Genomic DNA, 23,701 nt, shown 5'->3' with positions numbered 1-23,701 from the left:
GGTCGCCCCATGACGACTACGTACGCTGTACTTAGTGAGGGTCTGGAGAAACGCTTCGGTGCCGTGCACGCGCTGCGCGGTCTCGATCTGGCCGTCCGGCAGGGCTCGGTCTGCGGACTGCTCGGGCCGAACGGGGCGGGGAAGACGACGGCCGTACGGGTGCTGACCACCCTGCTCCGGCCCGACGCGGGCTCCGCCCGTATCGCGGGGCACGACCTCGTCCGGGACGCGGCGGCCGTCCGCCGCAGCATCTCCGTCACGGGCCAGTACGCCTCCGTCGACGGCGATCTCACCGGCCGTGAGAACCTCCGGCTCTTCGCCCGGCTGCACCGGGTGCGGGGCCCGAACGACCGCGCGGCCGAACTCCTCGACCGTTTCGGCCTCGCCGAGGCCGCCGACCGCAGGGCGGCGACCTACTCGGGCGGCATGCGCCGCCGGCTCGACCTCGCGGCGAGCCTGGTCCGGCGCCCCGACGTACTGTTCCTCGACGAGCCCACCACCGGTCTGGACCCGGTCAGCAGGAACGGCATATGGGACGCGGTCCGGGAGCTGACGGCGGACGGCACGACCGTGCTGCTGACCACGCAGTACCTGGAGGAGGCCGACCGGCTCGCCGACGACATCGTGCTGATGGACCGGGGCCGGGTGGCGCAGACCGGCTCGCCCGCCGAACTGAAGGCGGTCGTCGGCCGGCACGTGGAGGCGGTGGTCGCCGACCCGGACGCGCTGCCGAAGGCGGCCGCCGTGCTCGATCAACTCACCGGGACCGAGCCCCGGTTCGACCACGAGCGGCACACCGTCGGTGCCCTCACCACGGATCCGACGCTCACCCTCCCCCGCCTGGTCCGCGAACTCGACGCGGCGGGTGTGCCGTTGCTCGACGCGAGTGTCAGACAGCCGACCCTGGACGACGTCTTCCTCCGGCTGACGGGAGGTGCCGTATGAGCGCGCTCGCCCACGACGGTGCCGCGATGGCGGGCAGGCAGCTGCGCCGGGTCCGCAACAGCCCGGGCCTCGCGGTCCTCACCCAGCTGATGCCGGTCAACATGCTGCTGTTCTTCGGCTATGTCTTCGGCAGCGCGCTGGCGATGCCCGGCCCGCAGTACCGCGCCTACCTCGTCCCGGGGCTGCTGGTGGCGACCGCGGCCGGCGGGGTCATGACCGGGATGTTCCAGGCCGCCGCCGACACGCACCGGGGTGTGATGGACCGCTTCCGGACCATGCCGGTGAGCCGGGCCGCCGTACCGCTGGGGCAAGCGGTCGCCGACCTGGTCGTGACGGCGATCGGTACCGTGCCGCTGCTCCTGGTGGGCCTCGCCGTGGGCTGGCGTGTCGAGGGTTCGGTCGGCGGGGCCCTCGGCGCCGTCGGGCTGTTGCTCCTCTTCCGGTTCGCCTGCACGACCGTCGGCATCCACCTCGGCCTGCTCACCCGCAGCGAGGACGCGGCCGGTCAGCTCGGCGCCTCCTCCTTCGTGCTGCCGTTGCTGTCCAACGCCTACATCCCCACCGACAATCTCCCGGGCTGGCTGCGCACGCTCGCCGAGTGGAACCCGATCAGCGCGGTGACGACGGCCCTGCGCGAGCTCTTCGGCAACGCGCCCGTCCCCGAGGGCGCGGCCTGGCCGGTGGCCCACCCGGTCGCGGGCTCGCTCGCCTGGTGCGCGCTGCTGACCGCCGTCTTCCTGCCGCTCGCGGTACGCCGGTACGGGCGCCGCTGACCTGTCCGGTCGTACCGGCGCTGCTGACAGACCCGCCGGTCGCGGGACATGATCCGCTCATGGACCGTCTCCCGCTGCCCCTGGAGGGCATCACCGTCGTCGCCGTCGAACAGGCCGTGGCCGCGCCCTTCGCCACCCGGCAGCTGGCCGATCTCGGCGCCCGGGTCATCAAGGTCGAACGGACCGACGGCGGCGACTTCGCACGCGGTTACGACACCGCCGCCCGCGGCCTCGCCTCGCACTTCGTGTGGTGCAACCGGGGCAAGGAGTCCATCGCGCTGGACCTGAAGGACCCGCGGGGCCTGGAGATCGTGAAGAGGCTCGTCGCGGACGCGGACGTCTTCGTGCAGAACCTGGCGCACGGGGCCGCCGCCCGGCTCGGCCTCGACGCGGCCACGCTGTGCGCCGAACACCCGCGGCTGGTCGCCGTGGACATCTCCGGATACGGCGCGTCGGGGCCGTACGCCGGCAAACGCGCGTACGACATGCTCGTGCAGTGCGAGGCGGGCCTGGTGTCGGTCACCGGGACGCCGGAGCAGCCCGTGAAGGCCGGAATCCCGGCGGCGGACATCGCGGCGGCCATGTACGCCTTCTCGGGCGTCCTCGCGGCGCTGGTGCGGCGCGGGACGACCGGGCGGGGCGGGCCGGTGGAGGTGTCGATGCTGGACGCCCTCGCCGAGTGGCTGGGGCATCCGCTGCATCACACGATCCACGGCGGTAAACCTCCGGAGCGCACCGGGCTGGCGCACGCGGTGATCGCGCCGTACGACGCCTATCCGACGGGGGACGGCGGGCGGGTGCTGCTGTCGGTGCAGAACGACCGGGAGTGGCGGCGGCTGGCCGAACAGGTCGTCGGGCGGCCGGAACTGGGTTCGGATCCGGCGTTCGCGACGAACGCGGCGCGGGTGGCGAACCGGGCGCGGACCGATGAGCTGGTCGGGAAGGCCCTCGGGGCGCTCGGCACCGACGAGGCGGTGGCACGCCTCGAAGCCGCGGGCATCGCGTGCGCGCGGCTTCGGGATCTGCATGAGCTGGCCGGGCATCCGCAGCTGGCGGCCCGGGAGCGGTGGCGGGAAGTGGGGTCGCCGGTCGGGCCGCTGCGTGCACTGCTGCCGCCCATCACGCTGCCGGGCGGGGACGAGGCGCGGATGGGGGATGTGCCCGCGCTCGGACAACACACCGAGGCGCTGCTGCGTGCCGTGGGGATGACGGACGCGGAGATGGCAGCGCTACGCCGGGACGGCGTGACTGTCTGAGCGCGGACCCGGCGGTCAGTGCTTGTTGCCGCCGAACAGCGAACGGCGCAGCCGACGCAGCGGTGCGAAGAGGGAGACACGGCTGACCCGTGCACCCCGGTCGCTGCGCTGCGCGGGTTCACGCGCGGTCAGCTCACGCATCAGTGACGTCGCCTCGACCGCCTGCTGCTGCGGTATGGCGGGACCCGCCAGCACCGACAGATGGCGGTCGAGGCGCGAACTTGTCGCGCTGCTCCCGCAGGTGATCGCAGGGACCCTCGCCCTGCTGCGTGTTATCTGATCCATGTCACTCCCCACCCGTACGAGTCCACCCGGCCCGGGCAGGGTAACCCTATCGCCCCGATGGGGCACTCGTGTATCGCGGTCACAGGATTCACCTTCCCCGCAAGGGTGTTGACAACGCTTGTTTGATTACTCTCCGAATCCAACTGATTTCAGGGCGAGTTGGACAACTGGCTGGCTGGTGGGCTGCGCCGATCCCCCCGCGGGCTCCACGGTCACCGCGAGTGACGTCGCGGATCTGCTCAGACCCGTGGCGACCAGGGGCGTGTCGTCCTTGAAAAGACCGAGGGAGCGCGGTTGCACATGGGGGCGCATGAGCCAGAGCTGATGCACCCGTCCGCCGGACGGGGTGCCGTATCCGCTGAGCGTGACGACGGCCTGCCCCTCCGACAGGGAGGTCACCGCTCCGATACTTCGGCCCTCGGCGTCCTTCGCGCTGGTCGCGCGGGCGTCGGTCGCGGCCAGAACGTGGGCGATCTCACGCGACTGGGCCCGCTCGGCGTCGAGCTGATCCTGCGTCCGGTTGGCCTGCACCCCGAAGAGCGAGGCCACGACCAGCGCGGCGGCCGCGGTGGCGGTGGCGAACGGCATGAACAGAGGGCGGCGCGCCCGCTGGCGGACGCGGGCCGGCGGGGGCTGTATGCCCCAGACGTGCGGCGGCAGGTTGGGGACGTGCTCGTGGCCGGGGGCCGGCTCCTGCGGGGTGGCGCGGACGGCGGCCAGCACCCGGTCGCGCAAGGCGAGGGGCGGCGGGGCGGCCGTGGACCAGGCGAGCCGTACCGCGTCCTCGGTCAGCGCCCGTACCTCGGCGGCGCACCGGTCGCAGTCCTTGAGGTGCTTCTCGAAGCGGCGCCGCTCACCGGGCTCCAGGGCGTCCAGGGCATAGGGCGCGGCCAGGGAGTGCAGGTCCTCTCGGTGCAGCAGGCGGCCGACCAGGCTCATGCCACACCTCCCAGGCAGTCACGCAGCCGGGTGAGTCCGTCGCGCATCCGTGTCTTGACCGTGCCCAGCGGCAGCTTCAGCCGCTCGGCGACCTCACGGTACGTGTAGCCGTCGTAGTAGGCGAGGGTGACGGACTGGCGCTGGAGGGCGGTGAGCCGGTCCAGGCAGCGGCGTACCCATTCGCGCTCCAGGCCGGCCTCCACCGTTTCGGCGACCTGGTCGAAAGCGGGTTCGCCCGCGCGCAGGGCCTCGCGCTGCTCGCGTTCGCCGGCCGCGCGGGCGCTGCGCACCCGGTCCACGGCGCGGCGGTGGGCGAGGGTGAGGATCCAGGAGAGGGCACTGCCCCGGGAGGGGTCGAACTTGGGCGCGGAGCGCCAGAGTTCGAGGAGCACCTCCTGGGACACCTCCTCGGACTGGGCGGGGTCGCGGACCACACGTCGTACGAGCCCGAACACCGGCCCGGACACCAGAGCGTAGAGGTCCTCGAACGCTTTCTGGTCGCCGGCCGCGACGAGCACCAGCAGTTCGTCCGCCTCCACCCCGTCCCCCTTCCTCCGGCCGCACCCGGCCCGTCCTCCCACACCAGGCATTCGCAACTGGACGCACCTCCGGCAGAAGTACGTATGCGGAAGGCAAAAACGCGGGTCGAGCAGGAAGAAAAGATTTTTTTCTTCGGACCAATCCAAACGGCCCTCCGGCTCCGTATACCCGTCCGTCAAGCAAGTTGGGACCGAGGGACGGACGGCATGACACCTCTAATCTCCAGGAGCGGTGCGGGGCGCAAGGGCCTTGTCACACTCATCTGTGGGGCACTGGCCACCGGCGGGATCACAGCCGCCAGCGTCGCCGCGCTGGTACCGGGGGTGGCCTCCGCCTCCTCCCACCGGGAAGCCCCCCTCATCTCGGGGACCCCGCAGTACGACAACACCGACCTGTACGCGTTCGTCAGCCCGGACAAGCCCGACACCACGACGATCGTGTCGAACGTCATCCCCTTCGAGGAGCCGGCCGGCGGGCCGAACTTCTACCAGTTCGCGGACGACGCACAGTACGACATCCACATCGACAACAACGGTGACGCGAAGGACGACCTGATCTTCCGTTACACCTTCCGCACCCAGATCAAGAACAAGAAGACGTTCCTCTACAACACGGGTGTGGTCGACAACCTGACCGACCCGGACCTGAACGTCACGCAGTCGTACAACCTCGACCTCATCAAGTTCAAGAACGGCAAGCAGCAGTACACGACGAGGATCGCCAGCGACATCCCGGTGGCGCCGTCGGACGTCGGCAAGGCGTCGATGCCGGACTACGCGAAGCTGCGTTCCCAGGCCATCTACAAGACGAGCAACGGCGGCGCGACCTTCGCCGGCCAGGCCGACGACCCGTTCTTCGCCGACCTGCGCGTCTTCGACCTGCTGTACGGCGGCAACCTCTCCGAGGTCGGCAACGACACCCTCAAGGGCTACAACGTCAACACGATGGCCCTCCAGGTGCCGAACGACCTGATCCGGCAGTCGGCGAAGCACCCGACCGTCGGCATCTACGCAACGACCCAGCGCAAGAACGCGCAGGGCCGCTTCACGCAGGTCTCGCGCCTCGGCAACCCGCTGGTCAACGAGGTCGTCAACCCGCAGAAGGACAAGGACAAGTTCAACGCGTCCCAGCCCAAGGACGACGCGCAGTTCCTGAAGAACGTCACCAACCCGGAACTGCCGAAGCTCATCGAGGCGATCTACCACATCAAGGCGCCCTCCGAGCCCCGCAACGACCTCGTCCAGGTGTTCCTCACGGGCGTCAAGGGCCTCAACACGCTGCAGCCGTACGCGAAGGCGTCGGAGATGCTCCGCCTGAACACGTCCATCAAGCCCACCGCCAAGCCGAAGCGGCTCGGTGTGCTGGACGGCGACAACGCGGGCTTCCCGAACGGCCGCCGGCTCACCGACGACGTGATCGACGAGGCGCTCCAGGTCATGGAGGGCGAGCTGGTCGGTTCCAAGAACGACCTGGGCGACGCGGTCGACAAGAACGACAAGAACTTCGAGAAGTCCTTCCCGTACGTGGCCGAGCCGACGTCCGGTTCGCGCGGCCCGATCGCCAAGGGCACGGCTTCCGGGAGCACCACGAAGAGCGCGCTGGGTGATGCGCTGTCCGGCTCCAGCGGCAACAACACGATGCTGATCGCCGGTTCCGCGGCGGCGGGCGCGGCGGGTGTGCTGGTGCTCGGCACGGTGTTCGGCCGGTGGCGCCGCCGGATGCAGCGTCCGTACTAAGGGCTCGCCTTCCCCCCACCCCTTTCCCCCCACACAACCCCTTCCCCCCACCTCACAAACTGGCGCGGCCCGCTCCCACCCAATCCCCCACGGCAGCGGGCCGCGCCGCCCCATGCGACGTCTACTAGGAGAGGGCATGGCCCCGGGTACGAACGACAAGCAGCCCACAGAGGCCAAGGACACGGTGGCCAAGGACGACGAGCGGATCGCCGCCGTACGGCGCTTCGCCGCCGCCGGGCGCAACTGGCGTCGGGCTCGACTCGCCGGTTCCGCCGTGCTGTTGGCGATCGCGCTGACCGGCGGCGCGATCGCCTTCGGGGCCTCCCGGGACGGCGGTACGGCACCGGTGGCCACGTCGAGTGCCATGGACCCGGCGCTGCTCGCGAGCGGAAGCCTCGACGCGAGCATCGCCGCTCTCCAGGCCCATCTCCGCACCCAGCCGAAGGACTCCGACAGCTGGGCCACCCTCGGCCTCGCCTATGTCGAGCAGGCCCGCACCAAGGGCGACCCGTCCCGCTACCCGCAGGCCGAGAAGGTCCTGAAGCGCGCGCTGCAGATCACCCCGGACAACGACCAGGCGCTGGCCGCCGAGGCCGCGCTCGCCGCCGCCCGGCACCAGTTCGCCCAGGCTCTCACCTACGCCGACCAGGCCCTCAAGCAGAACCCGTACAGCGCGAACGCCCTGGCCTCCCGCATCGACGCCCTGGTCGAACTCGGCCGGTACGACGACGCGGCCGAGGCGGCCGACCTCGCCGACCAACGCAAGCCGGGCGTACCGGTGTTCACGCGGTACGCGTATGTGCGGGAACTGCGGGGCGACGTGGCCGGCGCGCAACGCGTGCTGCAACAGGCGCTGTCCACGGCCACCTCGAAGGGCGACATCTCCTACGTGGCCGCGCAGCTCGGTCTGCTCGCCTGGAACCAGGGCGACTACAAGAGCGCACTCGACTACTACGCCCGCGCTCTGACCGCCGACGAGAACTACCTCCCCGCGCTGGAGGGCCGGGCCCGCGCCCAGGCGGCGAGCGGCGACCGGGCCGACGCCATCAAGGGCATGGAACTGGTCGTCTCCCGCTATCCGCTGCCCCAGCCGCTCGTCGAGCTCGGCGAGTTGTACGAGGACCGGAACGCCAAGGGCGACAAGGCGAAGGCCGAGGACCAGTACGCGCTCGTCGAGGCCTGGATCGCGCTCGCCCGCGCCAACGGCGTCAACGCCGACCTGGACACCGCCCTCGCCGCCGCCGACCACGGCAACAAGGCCGAGGCGCTGAAGGCCGCGCGCGCCGAGTGGGCCCGCCGCCACACCGTGCACACGGCGGACGCGCTGGCCTGGGCCCTGCACGTCAACGGCAAGGACAAGGAAGCGCTGCCGTACGCCCGGCAGGCCACCGCCACCGGCTACCGCAACGCCTCCTTCTTCTACCACCAGGGCATGATCGAGCTGGCCAACGGTGAGAAGACCGCCGGCCGTGCCGCCCTCACCAAGGCCCTCAAGCTCAACCCCGGCTTCTCCCCGCTGGGCGCCCGCGCGGCCCGCAAGGCGCTGGAGGCGTCCAAGTGAACCTCCGCCGCGCCGCCGCCGTCCTCACCGCCGCCTGTGCCCTGGCCCTCCTCCCGGCCGCCGCCGCGAGCGCCCACCCGCTCGGCAACTTCACCGTCAACAAGTACGACGGTCTGGTCGCCGCCCCCGGACAGCTCCGCGTCGACCACTTCGAGGACCTCGCCGAGATCCCGGCGACCCAGGCCAAGCCCGACCTGAAGCGGCTGGGCACGGCCAAGTGGGCCGAGCAGCGCTGCACGGCGGCGGCGGACGGCAGCAGGCTCACGGTCGACGGCCGTGCGACCCCCCTGACCGTGCAGACCAGTCACGCCGAACTGCGGCCCGGTCAGGCCGGGTTGAACACCCTCCGGGTCGAGTGCCGGTTCACCGCGCCGCTCCGGAAGGGCGCCACCGTCACCCTCGGCTTCCACAGCGCGGGTACCGACAGCGGCCCCGGCTGGCGGGAGATCACGGCGCGCGGCGACCGGATGACGCTGACGAAGTCGGACGTGCCGAAGGCGTCCCTCTCCCACGAGCTCACCAGCTATCCCAAGGACCTGCTGTCCTCCCCGGCGGACATCACGACGGCCGCCGTGCACGTACGCCCCGGCGGCCCGGCCCTCACCGCGGAACGGCAGGACACCCCGGGCGCCGCGATCCTCCCCCGCGGCATCGACCGCTGGACCCAGGCCCTGACCGATCTGGTCGCCCGCAACCACCTCACCTTCGGCTTCGCCACGCTCGCGCTGTTCATCTCGATCGCCCTCGGCGCGATGCACGCCCTCGCCCCGGGCCACGGCAAGACCCTGATGGCGGCGACGGCGGCGGCCCGCGGCGGCCGCGCCCGCCTCCGCGACGTCCTCCCGCTGGCCGCGTCGGTGACGGTCACGCACACGCTGGGCGTGGTGGCCCTGGGCATCCTGGTCACGGCGGGCTCGGCGGCCACGCCGTCGGTGATCGCCTGGCTGGGCATCGCGAGCGGGGTCATGGTCCTGGCGGCGGGCGTGAACCTGACGCGGCGCGCCTGGCGGAACAGGATCCCCCAGCACGCCCATCACCACGGCCACGACCACGCACACGCGGAGACCGAGGACCGCCAACTGGCCCTGGTCGGCACGGCGCACACGCACGACCACGGCCACGGCCACAGCGACGGGCACGCCCACAACCACGCCGAGGCGCACACCCACGACCACGGGCACGCGCACAACACGCATGAACACGACCACGACCACGGGCACACCCACGACCACGACCATGGCCACACGCACGGCCACGACCACGACCACGGCGATGCCCACGGCCACACCCACTCCCACGGCGGCTTCACGCACACGCACAGCACCGCCCCGACCCTGCGCGGCACGATCCTCCTCGGGTTCGCCGGCGGTCTGGTCCCCAGCCCCTCCGCCGTCGTCGTCCTCGTCGGTGCCGCGGCCCTCGGGCAGGCCTGGTTCGGGCTCCTTCTCGTCGTCGCCTACGGCGTCGGTCTCGCGCTGACGCTGACCGCCGCCGGATTCGCCGTCGTCAAGCTGGGTACGGGAATGACGCGGGTGATGGACAAACGGCCTCGCTGGACCACCCATCCCACGGCCGCCCTGGTCCGCAGGACCATCCCGCTGGCGTCGGCACTGGTCGTCGTGGCCCTGGGTGCCGGATTGGTGCTCAAGGGGGCCGCATCCGCACTCCTTTGAGTTACGTTTGTGATGAATTCGCGCGAGCTGCCGTGGGGAGCACCCGTGACCGAAGAGCCGGGCCGTGAGCGAGTGATCGCGGGCCGCTACCGACTGCTGTCCCCGCTCGGCGAGGGCGGCATGGGCACCGTGTGGCGGGCCCGGGACGAGGTGCTGGGCCGTGACGTCGCCGTCAAGGAGGTGCGGGCGCCGGCCGGGCTGCCCGGGCCGGACGTCGAGCGGATGTACGCCCGTCTGGAGCGCGAGGCCTGGGCCGCGGCCCGGGTCGCGAACCGCAACGTGGTGACGGTGTACGACGTGGCGATGGAGGGCGGACGGCCCTGGATCGTCATGGAGTTGATCCCGGGGGTGTCCCTGGCGGACGTCCTGGAGGCGGAAGGGCCGATGTCTCCGCAGCGGGCCGCGGGCATCGGCGCCGAGGTGCTGTCCGCGCTGCGCGCCGCGCACGGCGCCGGGGTGCTGCACCGGGACGTGAAGCCCGGCAATGTGCTGCTGTCGAACGACGGCCGGGTGGTGCTCACCGACTTCGGGATCGCCACGGTCGAGGGCAGTTCGGCGCTGACCATGACCGGCGAGGTGATCGGCTCGCCCGAGTTCCTCGCCCCGGAGCGGGCGTTGGGGCGGGCGTTCGGCCCCGAGTCCGACCTGTGGTCGCTCGGTGTGCTGCTGTACGCGGCGGTGGAGGGCACCTCCCCGTTCCGGCAGGACACCCCGCTGAGCACCCTGCGGGCCGTGGTGGACGAGGAGTTGCCGCCGCCCTACCGCGCCGGGCCGCTCGCCCCCGTCATCGAGGGGCTGCTCCGCAAGGACCCGGCCGCCCGGCTGCCGGCCGAACAGGCCGAGCGGGACCTGCGGTTGGTCGCGGCGGGCGGCACCCCCGGCACGGCCGCCACGGTCCCGGTCCCGGCGCCGTACGAGACCCCGACGCTCGTCGCCCACCAGCCGCGCCGGCCCTCCCCCCCACCTCCGCTGCCGACACCGCCGTGGCCCACCGCGGCGGACGGACGGACGGACGCCGACGACCGCGGCGGCAACCGCAGGGCCGGTACCGTCCTGCTCGTCGGCCTGGTGCTGGCCGCCCTCGCGCTGGGCGGGCTGACGTACGTCCTGCTCAACCACGACAACGGCGGCGGCAACGGTGGCAACGCGAGTGCCAGTCAGTCGGCGAGCAACCTCAGTTCCCCGGCGCCCAGCAGGAGCAGCAGTACGCAGTCCGCGTCGCCGTCGCCGTCCGCGAACAGCAGCAGCGCGCCGGCGCAGAGCGTGAAGGTCGGCGTGGCCGGGTCAGGTACCGACTACTCGGGGACCTGTCCGCCGCCGACCGCGCAGGCGCCCTCGTTCACGGCGACGTTCACGGTCGGGAGCGTGCCCGCGAACGTGCAGTACCGGTGGGTGCTGAAGAACGGGTCGCTGGACGACCAGGGTTGGAAGACGCTGTCCTTCCCGGACGGCGGCGGGAAGACCCGGCAGTCCAGGGTGACCGTGACGACCTGGTCCGACAGCGGGACGCTGAACGACGCGATCGCCGTCGAGGTGCGCAGCCCGGTGGAGACCACGTCCAACTCGGTGCCGTTCTCCGTGACCTGCACCACGACGACGGAGACCCCGACCGGCGGGGCCTCCGCATCGCCTTCGCCCTCGAACTCGCAGTGAGGCTCAGGACGCGTTGCTGGTCAGGACCGGCAGGTAGCCGCCGGACTGGCCGGCCGCGGTGGGGTGGTACGACTCGGTGATGTCCAGCCAGTTGACGCTGTGCAGCCAGGAGCTGCTTGAGCAGATCTCGTGGCTGGAGAACGCGCTGCGGACGTCGCCGAAGACGAAGCCGTGGTCGGCGGCGCGCTTGGCGATCGCGGTGTCGATGTAGTCGGCGGCGCCGTTGATGGCGGAGCGCTTGGTCGCGGAGAGGCCGAGGCAGGTGGTGCCCAGCAGGTAGAAGCGGGGGTAACTGAGCACGACCACCTTGGCGTTGGGGGCCTTGGTGCTGATCGCGTCGTACACGGTGTCGAGCTTGCCGGGGAGTGTGGAGTCGACGTAGGCCTCGGCGGTGGCGATCCGGGACAGGCAGGTGCTGTCGGAGCTGAGCACACAGGTCGTCATGACGTCGGCGAAGCCCGCGTCGTTGCCGCCGATGGTGATGGAGACCAGGGCGGTCGACGAGCTGAGCGTGCCGAGCTGGCCGGAGAGCACGTCGTCGGTGGTGGCGCCCGAGCAGGCGAGGAACGAGAACGAGGACGGGCTGTGGGCGGCGTTCCACAGGTAGGGGTAGGCGTTGGTGCTGCGGTCGCAGTTGCCGCTGGAGCTGATGTAACTCCCGGCGCCGACGCCCGAGGAGTACGAGTCACCGAGCGCCACATAGCCCCCGGTCGCGGCCTGCGCTTCGGTTGCGGCCCCGGTGAGGGCGAGGCCGGTGGCGAGGAGGAGTGAAGTCACGTATGCCGTAATTCGGGAACGTCTCATGGAACCTCCCTTTAGCAGGATCTCTGCCACAACTGTCGTAGCAACTACGCGTGTTGACGGGAAGTGTCCATGCCAAAACATTCACCTGAGGTCCATGTCGTAACTGATCACTGATACAGACCGAAATCGAGCGACTTGTTCCCCGGAGGCAACAGGTGTCTCCGGGGAACGGTCATGTCCGGAGACCTGCTTGACGCCCCCCGTTGGGCTGCGCGACATTGAAGCCCGGCATCCGACGCCTTGGGGGGCAAAGTCGGTCATGCAGACCATACGGCTCAAGACACCATCATCAGAGGGCGAAGAGCGGGCACGGCCAGGACCCGGGAGGGATCTGACACCCCTTCTCGCGGGGGCCGCGACGGCCGTCGCCGGGATCGGCGCGCTGCTCGCGCTGTCCGACTCCGGCTCGCCGTTACGCGGGCCGTTCGCGCTGTTCTTTCTGCTCGCCGCGCCGGCCGCGGCGATCGGAGTGGCGCTGCGCGGACTCGACCCGTTCGCCCGGGCGCTCACCGCAGTGGCGGGCGCCGTCACCCTGGACATGCTGATCGCCCAGGGCATGCTCGCCACACACCGCTGGTCCTGGCGCGGCGGAATCGTCGCCGTGGCCGCGGTCAGTCTTCTTCTGCTTCTGCTGGTGCGAATGCGACCGGTGGAGCGAATTCTCGAACAGGTCAGGAAAATTCGTTCGAGGCAATGAACAAGGTCGGCCAAAGTTGTGTAACGGCCAAACCAACAAAAACGTGAGGGCTAGTTCCAGGCCTTGCCATACTGGTCCAATCATCAATACCGTCGTACATCTCACCCGCATCGGATCGTCACTACGCGGCTCTAGGGGAGGGCTCAAGGACCGCGACGTTCCGGGCGGGGCGCGGTAGGGGGGTGCCGTGCTCGGTGACCGCAATGCGTATGACCACTGTCGTTTCCGAGTCGTGCCGCGCGACCGGCTGCCGTTTTCCGGCAGACCGGCCAGCTTTGCCAGCTCACCTGCGGGTACGGAGATCCGTTCGCCGCACCACGGGTGAGAACCCCCCTTTCGAACCGGATACCAAGCCGGGCCGCCCAGGGGCGGGCGGTCCACCGGACGAGAGGGACAAGACTCATGAGTTCTGTTCTGCACCAGCCGACTTCGGGCCAAGATCCGTTAATGTCGGCCGAATACCGCCCGATCTCCTCCCACCTGGCGATCACACCGCCGGTGAGCGTGGTGATCCCCGCCATGAATGAGGCGGAGAATCTCCCCTACGTCTTCAAGACACTTCCGGACTGGATACACGAAGTGGTCCTTGTCGACGGCAATTCCACCGACAACACCGTCGAAGTCGCGCGGGAGTTGTGGCCAGGAGTGAAAGTCGTCGAACAGAGTGGCAGGGGCAAGGGGGATGCCCTGATCACCGGGTTCGAGGCGTGCACCGGCGACATCATCGTCATGGTGGACGCGGACGGCTCGGCCGACGGCCACGAGATCGTGTCGTACGTCTCCGCCCTGGTCTCGGGCGCCGACTTCGCCAAGGGCTCGCGCTTCGCCAACGGCGGCGGCACGGACGACATGACCTTCATCCGCAAGCTCGGCAACTGGGCGCTGTGCACGGTCGTCAACCGCAAGTTCGGCGCCCGCTACACCGACCTCTGCTACGGATACAACGCGTTCTGGCGGCACTGCCTCGACAAGATCGACCTCGACTGCACCGGCTTCGAGATCGAGACCCTGATCAACATCAGGGTGGTCAAGGCGGGCCTGAAGGTGCAGGAGATACCCAGCTACGAGTACCTCCGCATCCACGGCACCAGCAACCTGCGCGCCGTACGCGACGGACTCCGCGTCCTCAAGGTGATCCTCAGGGAGCGTTCCAACCGGCGTGACCTGCGCCGGCAGGTGCGGCGCTCCCCGATGCTCACCACGGGCCGGGGAGAGTCGTCTTGAGCGATCCCGACATCTCCGTCGTGATCTGCGTCTACACCGAGGACCGCTGGGAGGACATCCTCGCGGCGGTCTCCTCGGTGCGCGCCCAGTCGTACCCGGCGCTGGAGACCCTGCTGGTCGTCGACCACAACCCGGCGCTCCTGGAACGGCTCACGAAGGAGTACAAGGAGGTCACGGAGGTGCGGGTGCTCGCCAACGCGGGCCCCCGCGGCCTGTCCGCGGGCCGCAACACGGGCATCGCCTCCTCCTACGGCGAGGTGATCGCCTTCCTCGACGACGACGCCGTGGCCGAGCGGGACTGGCTGCGCCGCTTCGCCGAGGGGTACGCCGACCCGAAGGTGATGGCGGTGGGCGGCCGGACCATGCCCGTCTGGGCCTCCGGCCGCCGCCCGGACTGGTTCCCGGAGGAGTTCGACTGGGTCGTCGGCTGCACCTACCGGGGCCTGCCCCCGGGTCGCGTCCGGGTCCGTAACGTCCTCGGCGGAAACGCTTCTTTCCGGCGTACGGCCTTCGACGCGGCGGGCGGCTTCGCCACCGGCATCGGCCGCGACGGCGACAAACGCCCGCTGGGCTGCGAGGAGACGGAGCTGTGCATCCGCCTCACCCGGGCCCGCCCGGACGCCGTGCTCCTCATCGACGACCGCGCGGTGATCCACCACCGGGTCCCGGAAGTCCGGGAGCACTTCGGCTACTTCCGCACCCGCGCCTACGCCGAGGGCCTCTCCAAGGCCCTGGTCGCCCGGAGTGTCGGCGCCGGCAAGGGCCTGGAGTCCGAACGCCGGTACACCACGCGTGTGCTGCCCGCCGGGGTCGCTCGTGGCCTGCGGGACGCACTGCTGGCCCGGCCGGGCGGCGCGGGCCGGGCGGGCGCGATCGTCGCCGGGGTGCTGACGGCGGCCGGCGGCTATGTGGTGGGCAGCGTGCGGGCGCGGCGGGGCGGGGCGGCCTTCTCCGTCGCCGAGATCGAGGGGAGATCCGATGGCTGAGGCACCGGTCCCGATCCTCATGTACCACTCGGTGGCGACCGCGCCGAACGCGGCCACCCGCGCCCTGTCGGTGGCGCCGGAGGCGTTCGCCGCGCAGATGGCGCTCATCGGCGACCTGGGCCTGACCCCGGTCACCACGGCCGACCTGGCGGCCGGCTGGCGCTCGGGGGGCCCGCTCCCCGACCGCCCCGTCCTGATCACCTTCGACGACGGCTACGAGGGCGTGCACCGGCACGCCCTGCCCGTCCTGGCCAAGCACGGTTTCGCGTACACCCTGTTCGTCTCCACAGGCTGGATCAGGGGCGCGTACGACACCGGAGGCGGCCTGGACACCATGCTCGACTGGGACCAGATCCGCGAACTCGCGGGCGCCGGCTGCGAGATCGGCGCCCACAGCCACACCCATCCGCAGCTCGACCAGCTCGACGACGACCGGCTGCGCACGGAGCTGGTGGGGTGCCGGGAGATCCTCACCGAGGAACTGGGCGCCCTGCCCGTCTCGTTCGCCTACCCGTACGGCTACTCCAGCCGCCGGGTCCGGCAGGCCGTGCGCGAGTCCGGCTACGCCCAGGCGCTCGCCGTGGGCAACGGTCTCGCCCGCCGCCGTCAGGGTCCGTACGCGCTGCACCGCGTCACCGTGCACCGCAGCACCGACGCCGAGGAGTTCGCGCGCCTGCTCGAAGGCCGAGCGATCGCCCGCAACTTCGCCAAGGACCGTGCCCTCACCAAGGGGTACGCCGTTCTCCGCAGAGCCCGCCAGGTCCGCCGGAAGGCCATCCGTTCCCGTGTCTGACACGACCACCACAACAGAGGCCGCGACCACCCGGACGTCGGCGCCCGAGCAGTCGGGGCGCCGTCTTCGCCTGCCCGGACGCGGTTCGTCCGGCGGCAGCCCGCTCTTCCGGAACGCCTACGCGCTGATGCTCAACACCGGCATCTCCGCCGTGCTGGGCCTCGGTTTCTGGCTGGCCGCGGCCCGCTACTACTCGGAGTCCGTGGTCGGCCAGGGCTCCGCCGCGATCGCCGCCATGAAGCTCCTCGCGGGCCTGACCGCGGTGACCCTGACCGGCGCCCTGGCCCGCTTCATACCGGTGGCCGGCAAGCACACCGGCCGACTCATCTTCCGTACCTACGCGGGCAGCTCGCTGATCGTGGCGCTGGCCGCCGGCGTCTTCCTGACGACGCTGGGCGTGTGGGGGCCGTCGTACCACTTCCTGCACGGGCCGCTGCCCGGGCTCGGGTTCATCGGGGCGGTGATCGCCTGGAACCTGCTCACGCTCCAGGACGGGGTGCTGACCGGGCTGCGCAGCGCGCCCTGGGTGCCCGTCGGCAACACCGTGTTCTCCGCCGTGAAGCTGGCGCTCCTCGTCGCCTTCGCGGCGGCGATCCCGATGGCCGGTGTCTTCGTCTCCTGGGTCGCCGCGATCGCCACCTCGTTCGTACCGCTGGGCTGGCTGGTGTTCCGGCGCCTGGTGCCCCGGCACATCAAGGCGACCGAGGACCACGCGAAACCGCCCACGCTGAAGGAGATCGGCCGGTTCCTGGCCGGCGACTACACCGGCTCGCTGTTCTCGCTCGCCGTGGTCTACCTGGTCCCGGTGATCATCGCCTCGCAGGTCAGCTCCGAGGACAACGCGTACTTCTACATCACCACCACCATCGGCGGCACCACCAACCTGCTCGCCATCAACATGGGTGCCTCGCTGACCGTCGAGGGCTCGCACGACCCGGCCCGGCTCGCGGCCAACACCCGGGCAGCGCTGAAGCGGATGGCCCGGATCATGATCCCCATCTGCGCGCTGCTGTTCTTCGGAGCGCCCTGGATCCTCGGCGTGTTCGGCCCCGGCTACGCGGACGCGGCGACCCCGCTGCTGCGCTGGTTCGCGGTCGGCGCGCTGCTGAGGGTCGTGATGGAGACGTACTTCGCGGTGCTGCGCGCGCAGAGCCGCACCGGTGGACTGGCCTGGCTGCAGGGGCTGTTGTGCCTGCTGGTCCTCGGCCTGACCCTGCTGCTCCTGCCCCGGATGGGACTGACCGGCGCGGGCGTGGCCGAGATCTCCAGCCTCGCGGTGATCGTGACGATCGCCGCGCCGAGGCTCTGGAAGACCCTCCGGGCGGCCCCGGCCGAGATCCCGGAGGGCACGGCACCGGACGGGGACCTCGCCGACCTGGGGGCGAGCGAGGTCCCGCCGACCGCGGCACCGCGCAGGCGGGGCCCGGCCTGGGCACTGGACAGCGACACCCTCGCCCTCGGCATCCACGTCGACTTCGACCATGTGGAACGACGGCCGGACGTCCGCCCCGGGCCGGGAACTCCGCCCACGGGTACGCCCGTTGTCCGACCGGACGATCGGCCGACGTGGGCTCTGCGCCCGCCGCGGAACCTGGGGTTGCCGGTGGAAGAACGCGAACCGGGCTCCGAGGCCTCGCTCGGTCCTGCCGAGGCCTCGCTGCTGAAGGAGGCGGAGGTCGACGCGCCGTTCGGGGAAGCCGTCGTACCCGCGGTCGTACCGGAGGAAGCGGGTGAGGTGGCGGCCGAGGCTCCCGAGGAGTCCGCGCCCGCGCGCCCGCTGCGGGAGCGGCTGACCCCGACCCGCCCGGGAGTCGTCCTGGGCTGTCTCCTGGTCGCCGCCCTTCTCCTCTACTGGGTGCCCGCGGCCCGGCTCGACGACTCCGACCTGGACCGGATGGGCGGCCTCGGGCTGATCTCGGTGCTGCCGCTGCCGACGCTGGTCGGGGCGGCGCTGCTGGTCACGGTGTTCGCCGCGCTGCTCTGGCTGCGCCGGGAGCACAAGGCGCTGCTGCTGGTCACCCTGCTCGCGACGGTCGTCTCGCTGCACGCGCTGCCGGCGGTCATCGAGACGGAGCCACGCTTCCCGACCGCCTGGCAGCACCTCGGGTTCATCGACTACATCGACCGCACCGGGTCCGCCGTACCCGACCTGGACGCCCGCTGGAGCTGGCCGGGCTTCTTCGCGGCGGCCGCGTTCATCGGCAGGGCCTGCGGGGTCACGGACTTCACCGAGGTCATCCGCTGGTGGCCGACGTTCATCCAACTGGCCTATCTGGCGCCGATGTTCCTGCTCGTACGGTCGCTGCGGGCGAGCTGGCGGGCGAAGTGGACCGGCATCTGGATCTTCGTGCTGTGCGGCTGGGTCGGCCAGGACTACTTCTCCCCGCAGGGGTTCACCTATCTGCTCTATCTGATGTTCGTGGCGATCCTGCTCGTCTGGTTCCGTGCCCCGCACGTCATCTGGACGAAGTACCGCCCGGGCGAGGCGGAGGTCGAACCGGCCGACCGCCGCCAGCAGGCCGTCCTCCTCATGGTGTTGATCGGCCTGTACGCGGCGACCGTCCCGGCGCACCAGCTCACCCCGTTCGTGATGCTGGGCGTGCTGGCGGCCCTGGTGCTGGTCGGCAGGTCCGAACTGCGCGGCCTGCCCATCCTGTTCGGGGTGGTCGCGGCCGTCTGGCTGGGCTTCATGGCCGAGCCGTACTGGTCCGGTCACTTCAACGAGCTGTTCGGCGGGGTCGGCGGGGTCGGCAGCAATGTCACCACGTCCGTCTCCGGCCGTATCCAGGGCGGTGATTCGACCCACAAGCTGGTCCTGTACATCAGGGTCCTGCTCGCCGGGAGCATGATGGCGTTCGCCGTCTGGGGCTGGTGGCGCCGCCGCTTCCACCGGTACCGCGAGCGTTCCCTGCTGGTCCTGACCTTCGTCCCGTTCCTGGGCTTCGGCATGCAGTCGTACGGCGGCGAGATGGCGCTGCGCGTCTTCATGTTCGCCGTGCCGGGCGCGGCCCTGCTGGCCGGCCTCGCCCTGTTCCCGCGCACCGGCGCCACGGCGAAGGAGCGCGAGAAGGACCGGGTCAGTCTGGCCCCGGTGGCGGCGCTGATGGCGGGCCTGCTGCTCATGGGCGGCTTCCTGGTGGCCCGGTGGGGCAACGAGACCTTCGAGCGGGTCCGCCCCGGCGAGGTCGCCGCCATGGACTACGTCTACGCCCACGACAAGCCGACGGTACGGCTGCTGTGGCTGAGCAACGACACGGCCAACGACGTGACCCCGGCGATCCCGTGGGGCGCGAAGGACATGGAGCGGGTCGACTATGTGCCGACGCTCGCGCCGACCGACCCGGTGCTGGTGTCGAGCCTGGTCAAGGCACTCAGGGACGCCGGACCGAACTCGTATCTGATGATCAACAGGAGTCAGGTCACCTATCTCCGGATGGACGCCGGCTACTCGGCGACCTGGGAGAGCCGGCTGGTCCAGAACCTGGACAACCGGCAGGATCTGACGAAGGTCCTGGTCAACGACGACGTGACCATGTACGGGCTGCGCAAGCAGCCCGCGGGCGCGGTCCCGAAGCCGGATCCGGGCCCGATCGGGCCGCGGATCACCTGGACGCCGTGGTCGGTGATCGGCGGTCTCGCCGCCGTGGCGCTGATCCTGCTGCTGACGGCACGCGAGGTGGTCCGGGTCGCGGCACGGCCCGGGGTGCGTCGACTGCACTGGTTGCAGAGCAGTTTCTGGTTCTCGCTGCCGCTGCTCGCGGTGCTGCTGGCCTCGTTGGTACAGCGTTTCCTGACCCTCAACTGAGGGATCCGAAGTGGCTCACCCGGCTCATCCGGCTCACAGGGCTCACCGGGTGAGCCACTTCACCTCGTACGCCTTCATGTCGAACCGCTTCCCGTCCACCTGGGCGCTGATCGCCCGGTCGAGGGTGTTGACGACCAGGACCGTCCTGTCGCTGGCCAGGACGCGGACGTTGGGCGCGTCGTCCTTGGCGACGGAGACGTTCTCGTACCTGGTTCCCGGCGGGAAGGCCTCGCCGAACCGGGACACCAGGTCGTACATGGGCAGTTCCTGCCCGCCGTCACCGCTGTCGGTCGTCGTCCACAGGCAGCCGGGGCAGTCGCCGCCCTTCTCGTCCTCCGGGTTCCAGTAGAAGCCGGAGTCGGCGCCGCCCTCGACCAGGGCGATCATGCCGGTGGCCTGGACGGCGACCCGGTGCTCCTCGGTCCAGCCGTCGCGCCGGTCGTTGCCGTCGGCGGGCTCGACGTAGTACTCGGCCCACCACAGCGGCAGGTCGTGCGTCTGCTTGCGTACCCACTCGCTGACGTACGTCAGCTTCTCGGTGGCCGCGAACTCGTCGGGCAGCATGTCGTCGTCGTTGGTGTAGCTGGACCCGTCGACGACCACGAAGTCGGCGCCCGCCTTGTGGGTGTTCCAGTAGTCGAAGGCGTCGATCACCCGCTGGTCCATGACGCCCCAGGGGCCCTTGAGGGTGGCCGAGGCGTTCTCCGTCTGGCGCGGGTCGAAACTGTCCATGACGAGGTACGGCCCGCCGACCATGATGTCCTTGTTCACGGCCTTCAACGCCTTGTAGACGAGGTTGTAGAGCTCGGTGTAGCCCTCGTAGTCCCAGCGGCCCTTCGCGTTGTTCCAGAAGCCCTTGAACTCGTTCCAGACGATGAAGTGCCGTACGTCCGGATAGCGCTTGGCGACGGTCGCGGCGAGGTCCGCGTAGTCCTGGTAGTGGTCCGGGGTGGGCGCGGTCTCCAGGGCGGCCTGGCTCCAGTTCGTGTTGTCGACGCCGGCCTTGCCGCCCTTCATCCAGTCCGGCGAGCAGCACAGGGTGATCACCGGGGTACCGCCCGACCTGCGCATGAAGTCCACGCGGCGGTCGAGGGCGCCGAAGTCGTAACGGCCCTTCACCGGCTCGGGGTTGTCGGCGCCCCAGCCCATGACGGCCTGGTCCTGTGGCATCCCGGAAGCCTTGGCCAGCATTCCCTCGACCCGCTCGGTGGCGGTCGTACTGCCCTCGTCGGCGCTGTACTGGGTGTGCGTGAAGCCCCAGCCCACGTACGGCTCGGTCGCGTACGGCGGGGTGGCGGGGGTGCCGTGCACCTTGTCGCCGTCGCGGGTGGTGCCCGCGGTGCCACCGCCGCCCCCGGGCAGCGTGTTGATCAGTGTCACGATCAGGGCGAGAGCGGCCACACCCACCCCGAGCAGGGCGGTGAGCCGCCACCGCCGAGCCCCCGAATTCCACCCATGACGTCCCATCAAGGACAACAGTAGTGGCGGAAATCGCCCCGGGGGCAGGTATCGGCTATCGACAGCTGTGTAACAGGGCCGGGGGGCACTTCGGACACTCCGGAAGCCCGGCGCACACCCGACACTCCCCGCCCACTTCGGAAAACGGGTGCGCCGCGGGCCCCGGTGACGGATCATGGCGGCATGTCTGCCAAGCCGCACGAGACGCTGCCGATCCGGCTCAACGTCGACGACTCCGACTCCCCGTCCGATGTCGTCGACGCGCTGTTCCTCGGCCGTTTCGCGACGGGCGAGCAGCCGTACTCGCACGCGGCCAACATCGACCGGGTGCGCTCCGGGGCGACCCTGCTGCCGAAGGAGGCGCGGGTACTGCGGGTGGCCCGCGACGACGACCGCAGCGCGACCCTCGCGGAGGGCGACGGCTGGACCCTCCTGGTCTCCCGGTGGAACCGGGGCGCGGACGTGACGGTCACCGCGACCACCGCCGAGCTGGCCTCGAAGGTGCTGAACGAGGCGACGGACGGCGCGGCCGACGAGCCGGAACCGCAGCCGGAGAACGTGACGATGGGCTTCTGGTACGTCTCGCCGCGCCGGGGTCCGCACCGCACCACCCGGCAGATCTCCGCCGGCACCTGGGACGAGGTCCGCGCCAACTACACGGCGCCGGTGGCGGACGCGATGGACCGTCTGATGAAGACGACCCCGGAGGACATCGCGGGCCGGCTCCTGCTGCTGCACGGCCCGCCGGGCACCGGCAAGACCTCCGCACTGCGCACCCTCGCCCGCTCCTGGCGGGACTGGTGCCAGGTGGACTGCGTCCTCGACCCCGAACGGCTCTTCTCCGACGTCGGCTATCTGATGGACATCGCGATCGGCGAGGAGGACGGCGCGGGCAAGGGCCGCTGGCGGCTGCTCCTGCTGGAGGACTGCGACGAACTGATCCGCGGCGAGGCCAAGCACACGGCGGGCCAGGCGCTGTCCAGGCTGCTGAACCTCACGGACGGCCTGCTCGGCCAGGGCCGCAACGTCCTGGTCGGTGTCACCACCAACGAGGACCTGGAGCGGCTGCACCCCGCCGTCGTCCGCCCCGGCCGCTGCCTGGCCCGGATCGAGGTGGGCCCGCTGACCCACCGCGAGGCGGTGAACTGGCTCGGTACGGAGGAGGGCGTGGGCCGCGAGGGGGCGACCCTGGCGGAGCTGTACGCACTGCGCCGGGGCACATCACCGACGTCGGTGCCGGGGGCGCGGGAGGGCGCGGACGCGGGCCTTTACCTGTAGTGCTTTGATGGGGATATGCCCTTCTTCGTCGGAACGTCGGGCTGGCAGTACAAGGACTGGCGAGGCGTCCTGTACCCGGCCGAGGTGCCCATGCGGCGGTGGCTGGAGGAGTACGCGGCGCGTTTCACCACAGTGGAGCTGAACAACGCGTTCTACCGGCTGCCGAGTCGCGAGAACTTCGAGTCCTGGCGGGACCGGGTCCCCCCTGACTTCGTGATCGCGGTCAAGGCGAGCCGCTACCTCACGCACATCAAACGCCTCAAGGACCCCGAGGAGCCGGTCGGCCGTCTGATGACCCACGCGGCGGGCCTGGGCGACCGGCTGGGACCGGTCCTCCTCCAACTCCCCCCGACGCTCAGGGCGGACCCGCCCCTGCTGGACGCGTGCCTGTCCTGCTTCCCGCGCGGCACGAGGGTGGCGGTGGAACCCCGCCACGACTCCTGGTGGACGCGCGAAACGCGCGAGGTACTGCGGTCCCGGGGAGCGGCCCTGTGCTGGGCCGACGTCCAGGCCCACCCCATGACCCCGCTCTGGCGCACCACCGACTGGGCCTACGTCCGCTTCCACGAGGGCCGGGCCACCCCCTGGCCCCGCTACGGCCGCCGCTCCCTGGAGACCTGGATCGACCGCATCGCCACGACGTACCCCGAGAAGGCCGACGTCTACACGTACTTCAACAACGACCCGGGCGGAGCCGCGGTACGGGACGCGGTGGCGTTCGGGAGGGCGGCGGAGCGTGCGGGACTGCGGGTGACGAGGACACCGGAACCGAGCACGAGCAGCTGACCGCGCGGCCGTATGGATCTCGCTTTTCCGCCGCAACGCCGCTCAGCCACCACGGCGCATCCCGGCGCACCCGGCGCATCCCTGCGGTGCCGAACTCCCCTCAGCCCTCGCCGTAGGCCGCGCGCAGCGCGTCTCGTACCGCGGCCAGCGCTTCCTGCTCCCCCAGCCCCAGCCGCCGTACCCGCTCCGCGTACGCCTGTGCGGCCGACGACGCCTCACGTTCCGCGGCCGAGCCCGCCGCGGCGACGAACGTTCCGTTGCGCCCCCGTGTCTCGATCACCCCGTCCGTCTCCAGCGCCCGGTACGCCTTGGCCACCGTGTTCACCGCCAGGCCCAGCGACTCGGCCAGTCCCCTGACCGTCGGCAGCCGGTACCCCACCGGCAGCACCCCGCCCCGCGCCTGCTCGGAAATCTGCGCCCGCACCTGCTCGTACGGCGGCGCGCTGTCATCGATGTGGATCTTCAAGGTCACGGCCCGATTCTCCCGTACCCGCCGGAAAATGAGAGGC

At 70.9% G+C, this 23,701-nt stretch carries 20 protein-coding genes; 14 read left to right on the top strand and 6 right to left on the bottom strand.

Annotation, left to right across the window (positions count from 1 at the left end):
- Positions 1-9: 9 nt before the first annotated feature.
- Genes AB0D85_RS10725 through AB0D85_RS10715 form a run of 3 tightly spaced genes read left to right on the top strand, consistent with a single transcriptional unit; the run spans position 10 to position 2,974 of the window.
- Complete coding sequence (locus tag AB0D85_RS10725; protein WP_362316862.1) at positions 10-945, top strand: ATP-binding cassette domain-containing protein; 936 nt, start codon at positions 10-12, stop codon at positions 943-945.
- Positions 942-1,718, top strand: a complete 777-nt coding sequence (locus tag AB0D85_RS10720) for an ABC transporter permease (RefSeq protein ID WP_362316859.1) — start codon at positions 942-944, stop codon at positions 1,716-1,718. The genes AB0D85_RS10725 and AB0D85_RS10720 overlap by 4 nt, the downstream gene beginning before the upstream one ends.
- Positions 1,719-1,777: 59 nt before the next feature.
- Positions 1,778-2,974 (top strand): CaiB/BaiF CoA-transferase family protein, encoded by a 1,197-nt coding sequence (locus AB0D85_RS10715; protein ID WP_362316857.1) that lies wholly within the window; start codon positions 1,778-1,780, stop codon positions 2,972-2,974.
- A 15-nt stretch (positions 2,975-2,989) separates the two neighbouring features.
- On the opposite strand, the gene AB0D85_RS10710 is transcribed toward AB0D85_RS10715, so the two are convergent.
- The 3 genes from AB0D85_RS10710 to AB0D85_RS10700 form a co-directional block, all read right to left on the bottom strand.
- Complete coding sequence (locus AB0D85_RS10710; protein WP_362316854.1) at positions 2,990-3,259, bottom strand: hypothetical protein; 270 nt, start codon at positions 3,257-3,259, stop codon at positions 2,990-2,992.
- Positions 3,260-3,385: 126 nt separating this feature from the next.
- The gene (locus tag AB0D85_RS10705) at positions 3,386-4,198 is read right to left on the bottom strand and encodes an anti-sigma factor (protein ID WP_362316852.1); all 813 of its coding nucleotides are present in this window, start codon (positions 4,196-4,198) and stop codon (positions 3,386-3,388) included.
- Positions 4,195-4,737, bottom strand: coding sequence for a sigma-70 family RNA polymerase sigma factor (locus AB0D85_RS10700; RefSeq protein ID WP_362316850.1), 543 nt, complete (start codon positions 4,735-4,737; stop codon positions 4,195-4,197). The genes AB0D85_RS10705 and AB0D85_RS10700 overlap by 4 nt, the downstream gene beginning before the upstream one ends.
- Before the next feature lie 207 nt (positions 4,738-4,944).
- Here AB0D85_RS10700 and AB0D85_RS10695 point away from each other — a divergent pair, with 207 nt between their 5' ends.
- From AB0D85_RS10695 to AB0D85_RS10680, 4 genes are all read left to right on the top strand, one after another.
- Entirely contained in the window at positions 4,945-6,474 is a 1,530-nt protein-coding gene (locus AB0D85_RS10695) for a DUF4331 domain-containing protein (protein ID WP_362316847.1), read from the top strand.
- Positions 6,475-6,610: 136 nt separating this feature from the next.
- Positions 6,611-8,035, top strand: a complete 1,425-nt coding sequence (locus AB0D85_RS10690) for a tetratricopeptide repeat protein (protein ID WP_362316844.1) — start codon at positions 6,611-6,613, stop codon at positions 8,033-8,035.
- Positions 8,032-9,708, top strand: a complete 1,677-nt coding sequence (locus AB0D85_RS10685) for a nickel transporter (RefSeq protein WP_362316841.1) — start codon at positions 8,032-8,034, stop codon at positions 9,706-9,708. Before AB0D85_RS10690 ends, AB0D85_RS10685 begins: the two co-directional genes overlap by 4 nt.
- Before the next feature lie 45 nt (positions 9,709-9,753).
- Positions 9,754-11,361 carry a protein kinase gene (locus AB0D85_RS10680; protein ID WP_362316839.1) on the top strand — a complete coding sequence of 536 codons (1,608 nt, stop codon included), beginning with the start codon at positions 9,754-9,756 and terminating at the stop codon, positions 11,359-11,361.
- 3 nt (positions 11,362-11,364) lie between these two features.
- On the opposite strand, the gene AB0D85_RS10675 is transcribed toward AB0D85_RS10680, so the two are convergent.
- The gene (locus tag AB0D85_RS10675) at positions 11,365-12,165 is read right to left on the bottom strand and encodes an SGNH/GDSL hydrolase family protein (protein WP_362316836.1); all 801 of its coding nucleotides are present in this window, start codon (positions 12,163-12,165) and stop codon (positions 11,365-11,367) included.
- Between the two features lie 259 nt (positions 12,166-12,424).
- Between AB0D85_RS10675 and AB0D85_RS10670 the strand changes: the two genes are divergently transcribed.
- The 5 genes from AB0D85_RS10670 to AB0D85_RS10650 all read left to right on the top strand — a co-directional run bounded on the left by AB0D85_RS10670 (position 12,425) and on the right by AB0D85_RS10650 (position 19,670).
- On the top strand, positions 12,425-12,862 hold the full coding sequence (locus AB0D85_RS10670) for a hypothetical protein (RefSeq protein ID WP_362317978.1): 438 nt from the start codon (positions 12,425-12,427) through the stop codon (positions 12,860-12,862).
- 402 nt (positions 12,863-13,264) lie between these two features.
- Positions 13,265-14,086: a glycosyltransferase family 2 protein gene (locus AB0D85_RS10665; protein ID WP_362316833.1), complete on the top strand. Its 822-nt coding sequence runs from the start codon at positions 13,265-13,267 to the stop codon at positions 14,084-14,086.
- Entirely contained in the window at positions 14,083-15,072 is a 990-nt protein-coding gene (locus tag AB0D85_RS10660; protein ID WP_362316831.1) for a glycosyltransferase family 2 protein, read from the top strand. Before AB0D85_RS10665 ends, AB0D85_RS10660 begins: the two co-directional genes overlap by 4 nt.
- On the top strand, positions 15,065-15,865 hold the full coding sequence (locus tag AB0D85_RS10655; protein ID WP_362316829.1) for a polysaccharide deacetylase family protein: 801 nt from the start codon (positions 15,065-15,067) through the stop codon (positions 15,863-15,865). Before AB0D85_RS10660 ends, AB0D85_RS10655 begins: the two co-directional genes overlap by 8 nt.
- On the top strand, positions 15,858-19,670 hold the full coding sequence (locus AB0D85_RS10650; protein ID WP_362316826.1) for a lipopolysaccharide biosynthesis protein: 3,813 nt from the start codon (positions 15,858-15,860) through the stop codon (positions 19,668-19,670). The genes AB0D85_RS10655 and AB0D85_RS10650 overlap by 8 nt, the downstream gene beginning before the upstream one ends.
- A gap of 42 nt (positions 19,671-19,712) precedes the next feature.
- Here the strand turns inward: AB0D85_RS10650 and AB0D85_RS10645 are convergent, their stop codons facing one another.
- A complete protein-coding gene (locus tag AB0D85_RS10645) occupies positions 19,713-21,137 on the bottom strand; it encodes a xylan 1,4-beta-xylosidase (RefSeq protein WP_362316823.1) in 1,425 nt (474 codons plus the stop codon).
- 174 nt (positions 21,138-21,311) lie between these two features.
- On the opposite strand from AB0D85_RS10645, the gene AB0D85_RS10640 reads away from it, so the two are divergent.
- On the top strand, positions 21,312-22,406 hold the full coding sequence (locus AB0D85_RS10640; protein ID WP_362316820.1) for a DUF5925 domain-containing protein: 1,095 nt from the start codon (positions 21,312-21,314) through the stop codon (positions 22,404-22,406).
- A 15-nt stretch (positions 22,407-22,421) separates the two neighbouring features.
- Entirely contained in the window at positions 22,422-23,192 is a 771-nt protein-coding gene (locus AB0D85_RS10635; protein ID WP_362316818.1) for a DUF72 domain-containing protein, read from the top strand.
- A 100-nt stretch (positions 23,193-23,292) separates the two neighbouring features.
- On the opposite strand, the gene AB0D85_RS10630 is transcribed toward AB0D85_RS10635, so the two are convergent.
- Positions 23,293-23,664 carry a GntR family transcriptional regulator gene (locus AB0D85_RS10630; RefSeq protein ID WP_362316815.1) on the bottom strand — a complete coding sequence of 124 codons (372 nt, stop codon included), beginning with the start codon at positions 23,662-23,664 and terminating at the stop codon, positions 23,293-23,295.
- Positions 23,665-23,701: the final 37 nt, after the last annotated feature.

The sequence above is a fragment of the Streptomyces sp. NPDC048277 genome (genome assembly GCF_040652235.1).
Lineage (GTDB): Bacteria > Actinomycetota > Actinomycetes > Streptomycetales > Streptomycetaceae > Streptomyces.
This window is presented reverse-complemented; position numbering and strand designations above follow the sequence as displayed.

Bases quoted from the DNA above. Each gene is read 5' to 3' on its own strand.
- AB0D85_RS10725 (WP_362316862.1), top strand. From the start codon at position 10: ATGACGACTACGTACGCTGTACTTAGTGAGGGTCTGGAGAAACGCTTC.
- AB0D85_RS10720 (WP_362316859.1), top strand. From the start codon at position 942: ATGAGCGCGCTCGCCCACGACGGTGCCGCGATGGCGGGCAGGCAGCTG.
- AB0D85_RS10715 (WP_362316857.1), top strand. From the start codon at position 1,778: ATGGACCGTCTCCCGCTGCCCCTGGAGGGCATCACCGTCGTCGCCGTC.
- AB0D85_RS10710 (WP_362316854.1), bottom strand. From the start codon at position 3,259: ATGGATCAGATAACACGCAGCAGGGCGAGGGTCCCTGCGATCACCTGC.
- AB0D85_RS10705 (WP_362316852.1), bottom strand. From the start codon at position 4,198: ATGAGCCTGGTCGGCCGCCTGCTGCACCGAGAGGACCTGCACTCCCTG.
- AB0D85_RS10695 (WP_362316847.1), top strand. From the start codon at position 4,945: ATGACACCTCTAATCTCCAGGAGCGGTGCGGGGCGCAAGGGCCTTGTC.
- AB0D85_RS10690 (WP_362316844.1), top strand. From the start codon at position 6,611: ATGGCCCCGGGTACGAACGACAAGCAGCCCACAGAGGCCAAGGACACG.
- AB0D85_RS10675 (WP_362316836.1), bottom strand. From the start codon at position 12,165: ATGAGACGTTCCCGAATTACGGCATACGTGACTTCACTCCTCCTCGCC.
- AB0D85_RS10670 (WP_362317978.1), top strand. From the start codon at position 12,425: ATGCAGACCATACGGCTCAAGACACCATCATCAGAGGGCGAAGAGCGG.
- AB0D85_RS10665 (WP_362316833.1), top strand. From the start codon at position 13,265: ATGAGTTCTGTTCTGCACCAGCCGACTTCGGGCCAAGATCCGTTAATG.
- AB0D85_RS10655 (WP_362316829.1), top strand. From the start codon at position 15,065: ATGGCTGAGGCACCGGTCCCGATCCTCATGTACCACTCGGTGGCGACC.
- AB0D85_RS10645 (WP_362316823.1), bottom strand. From the start codon at position 21,137: ATGGGACGTCATGGGTGGAATTCGGGGGCTCGGCGGTGGCGGCTCACC.
- AB0D85_RS10640 (WP_362316820.1), top strand. From the start codon at position 21,312: ATGTCTGCCAAGCCGCACGAGACGCTGCCGATCCGGCTCAACGTCGAC.
- AB0D85_RS10635 (WP_362316818.1), top strand. From the start codon at position 22,422: ATGCCCTTCTTCGTCGGAACGTCGGGCTGGCAGTACAAGGACTGGCGA.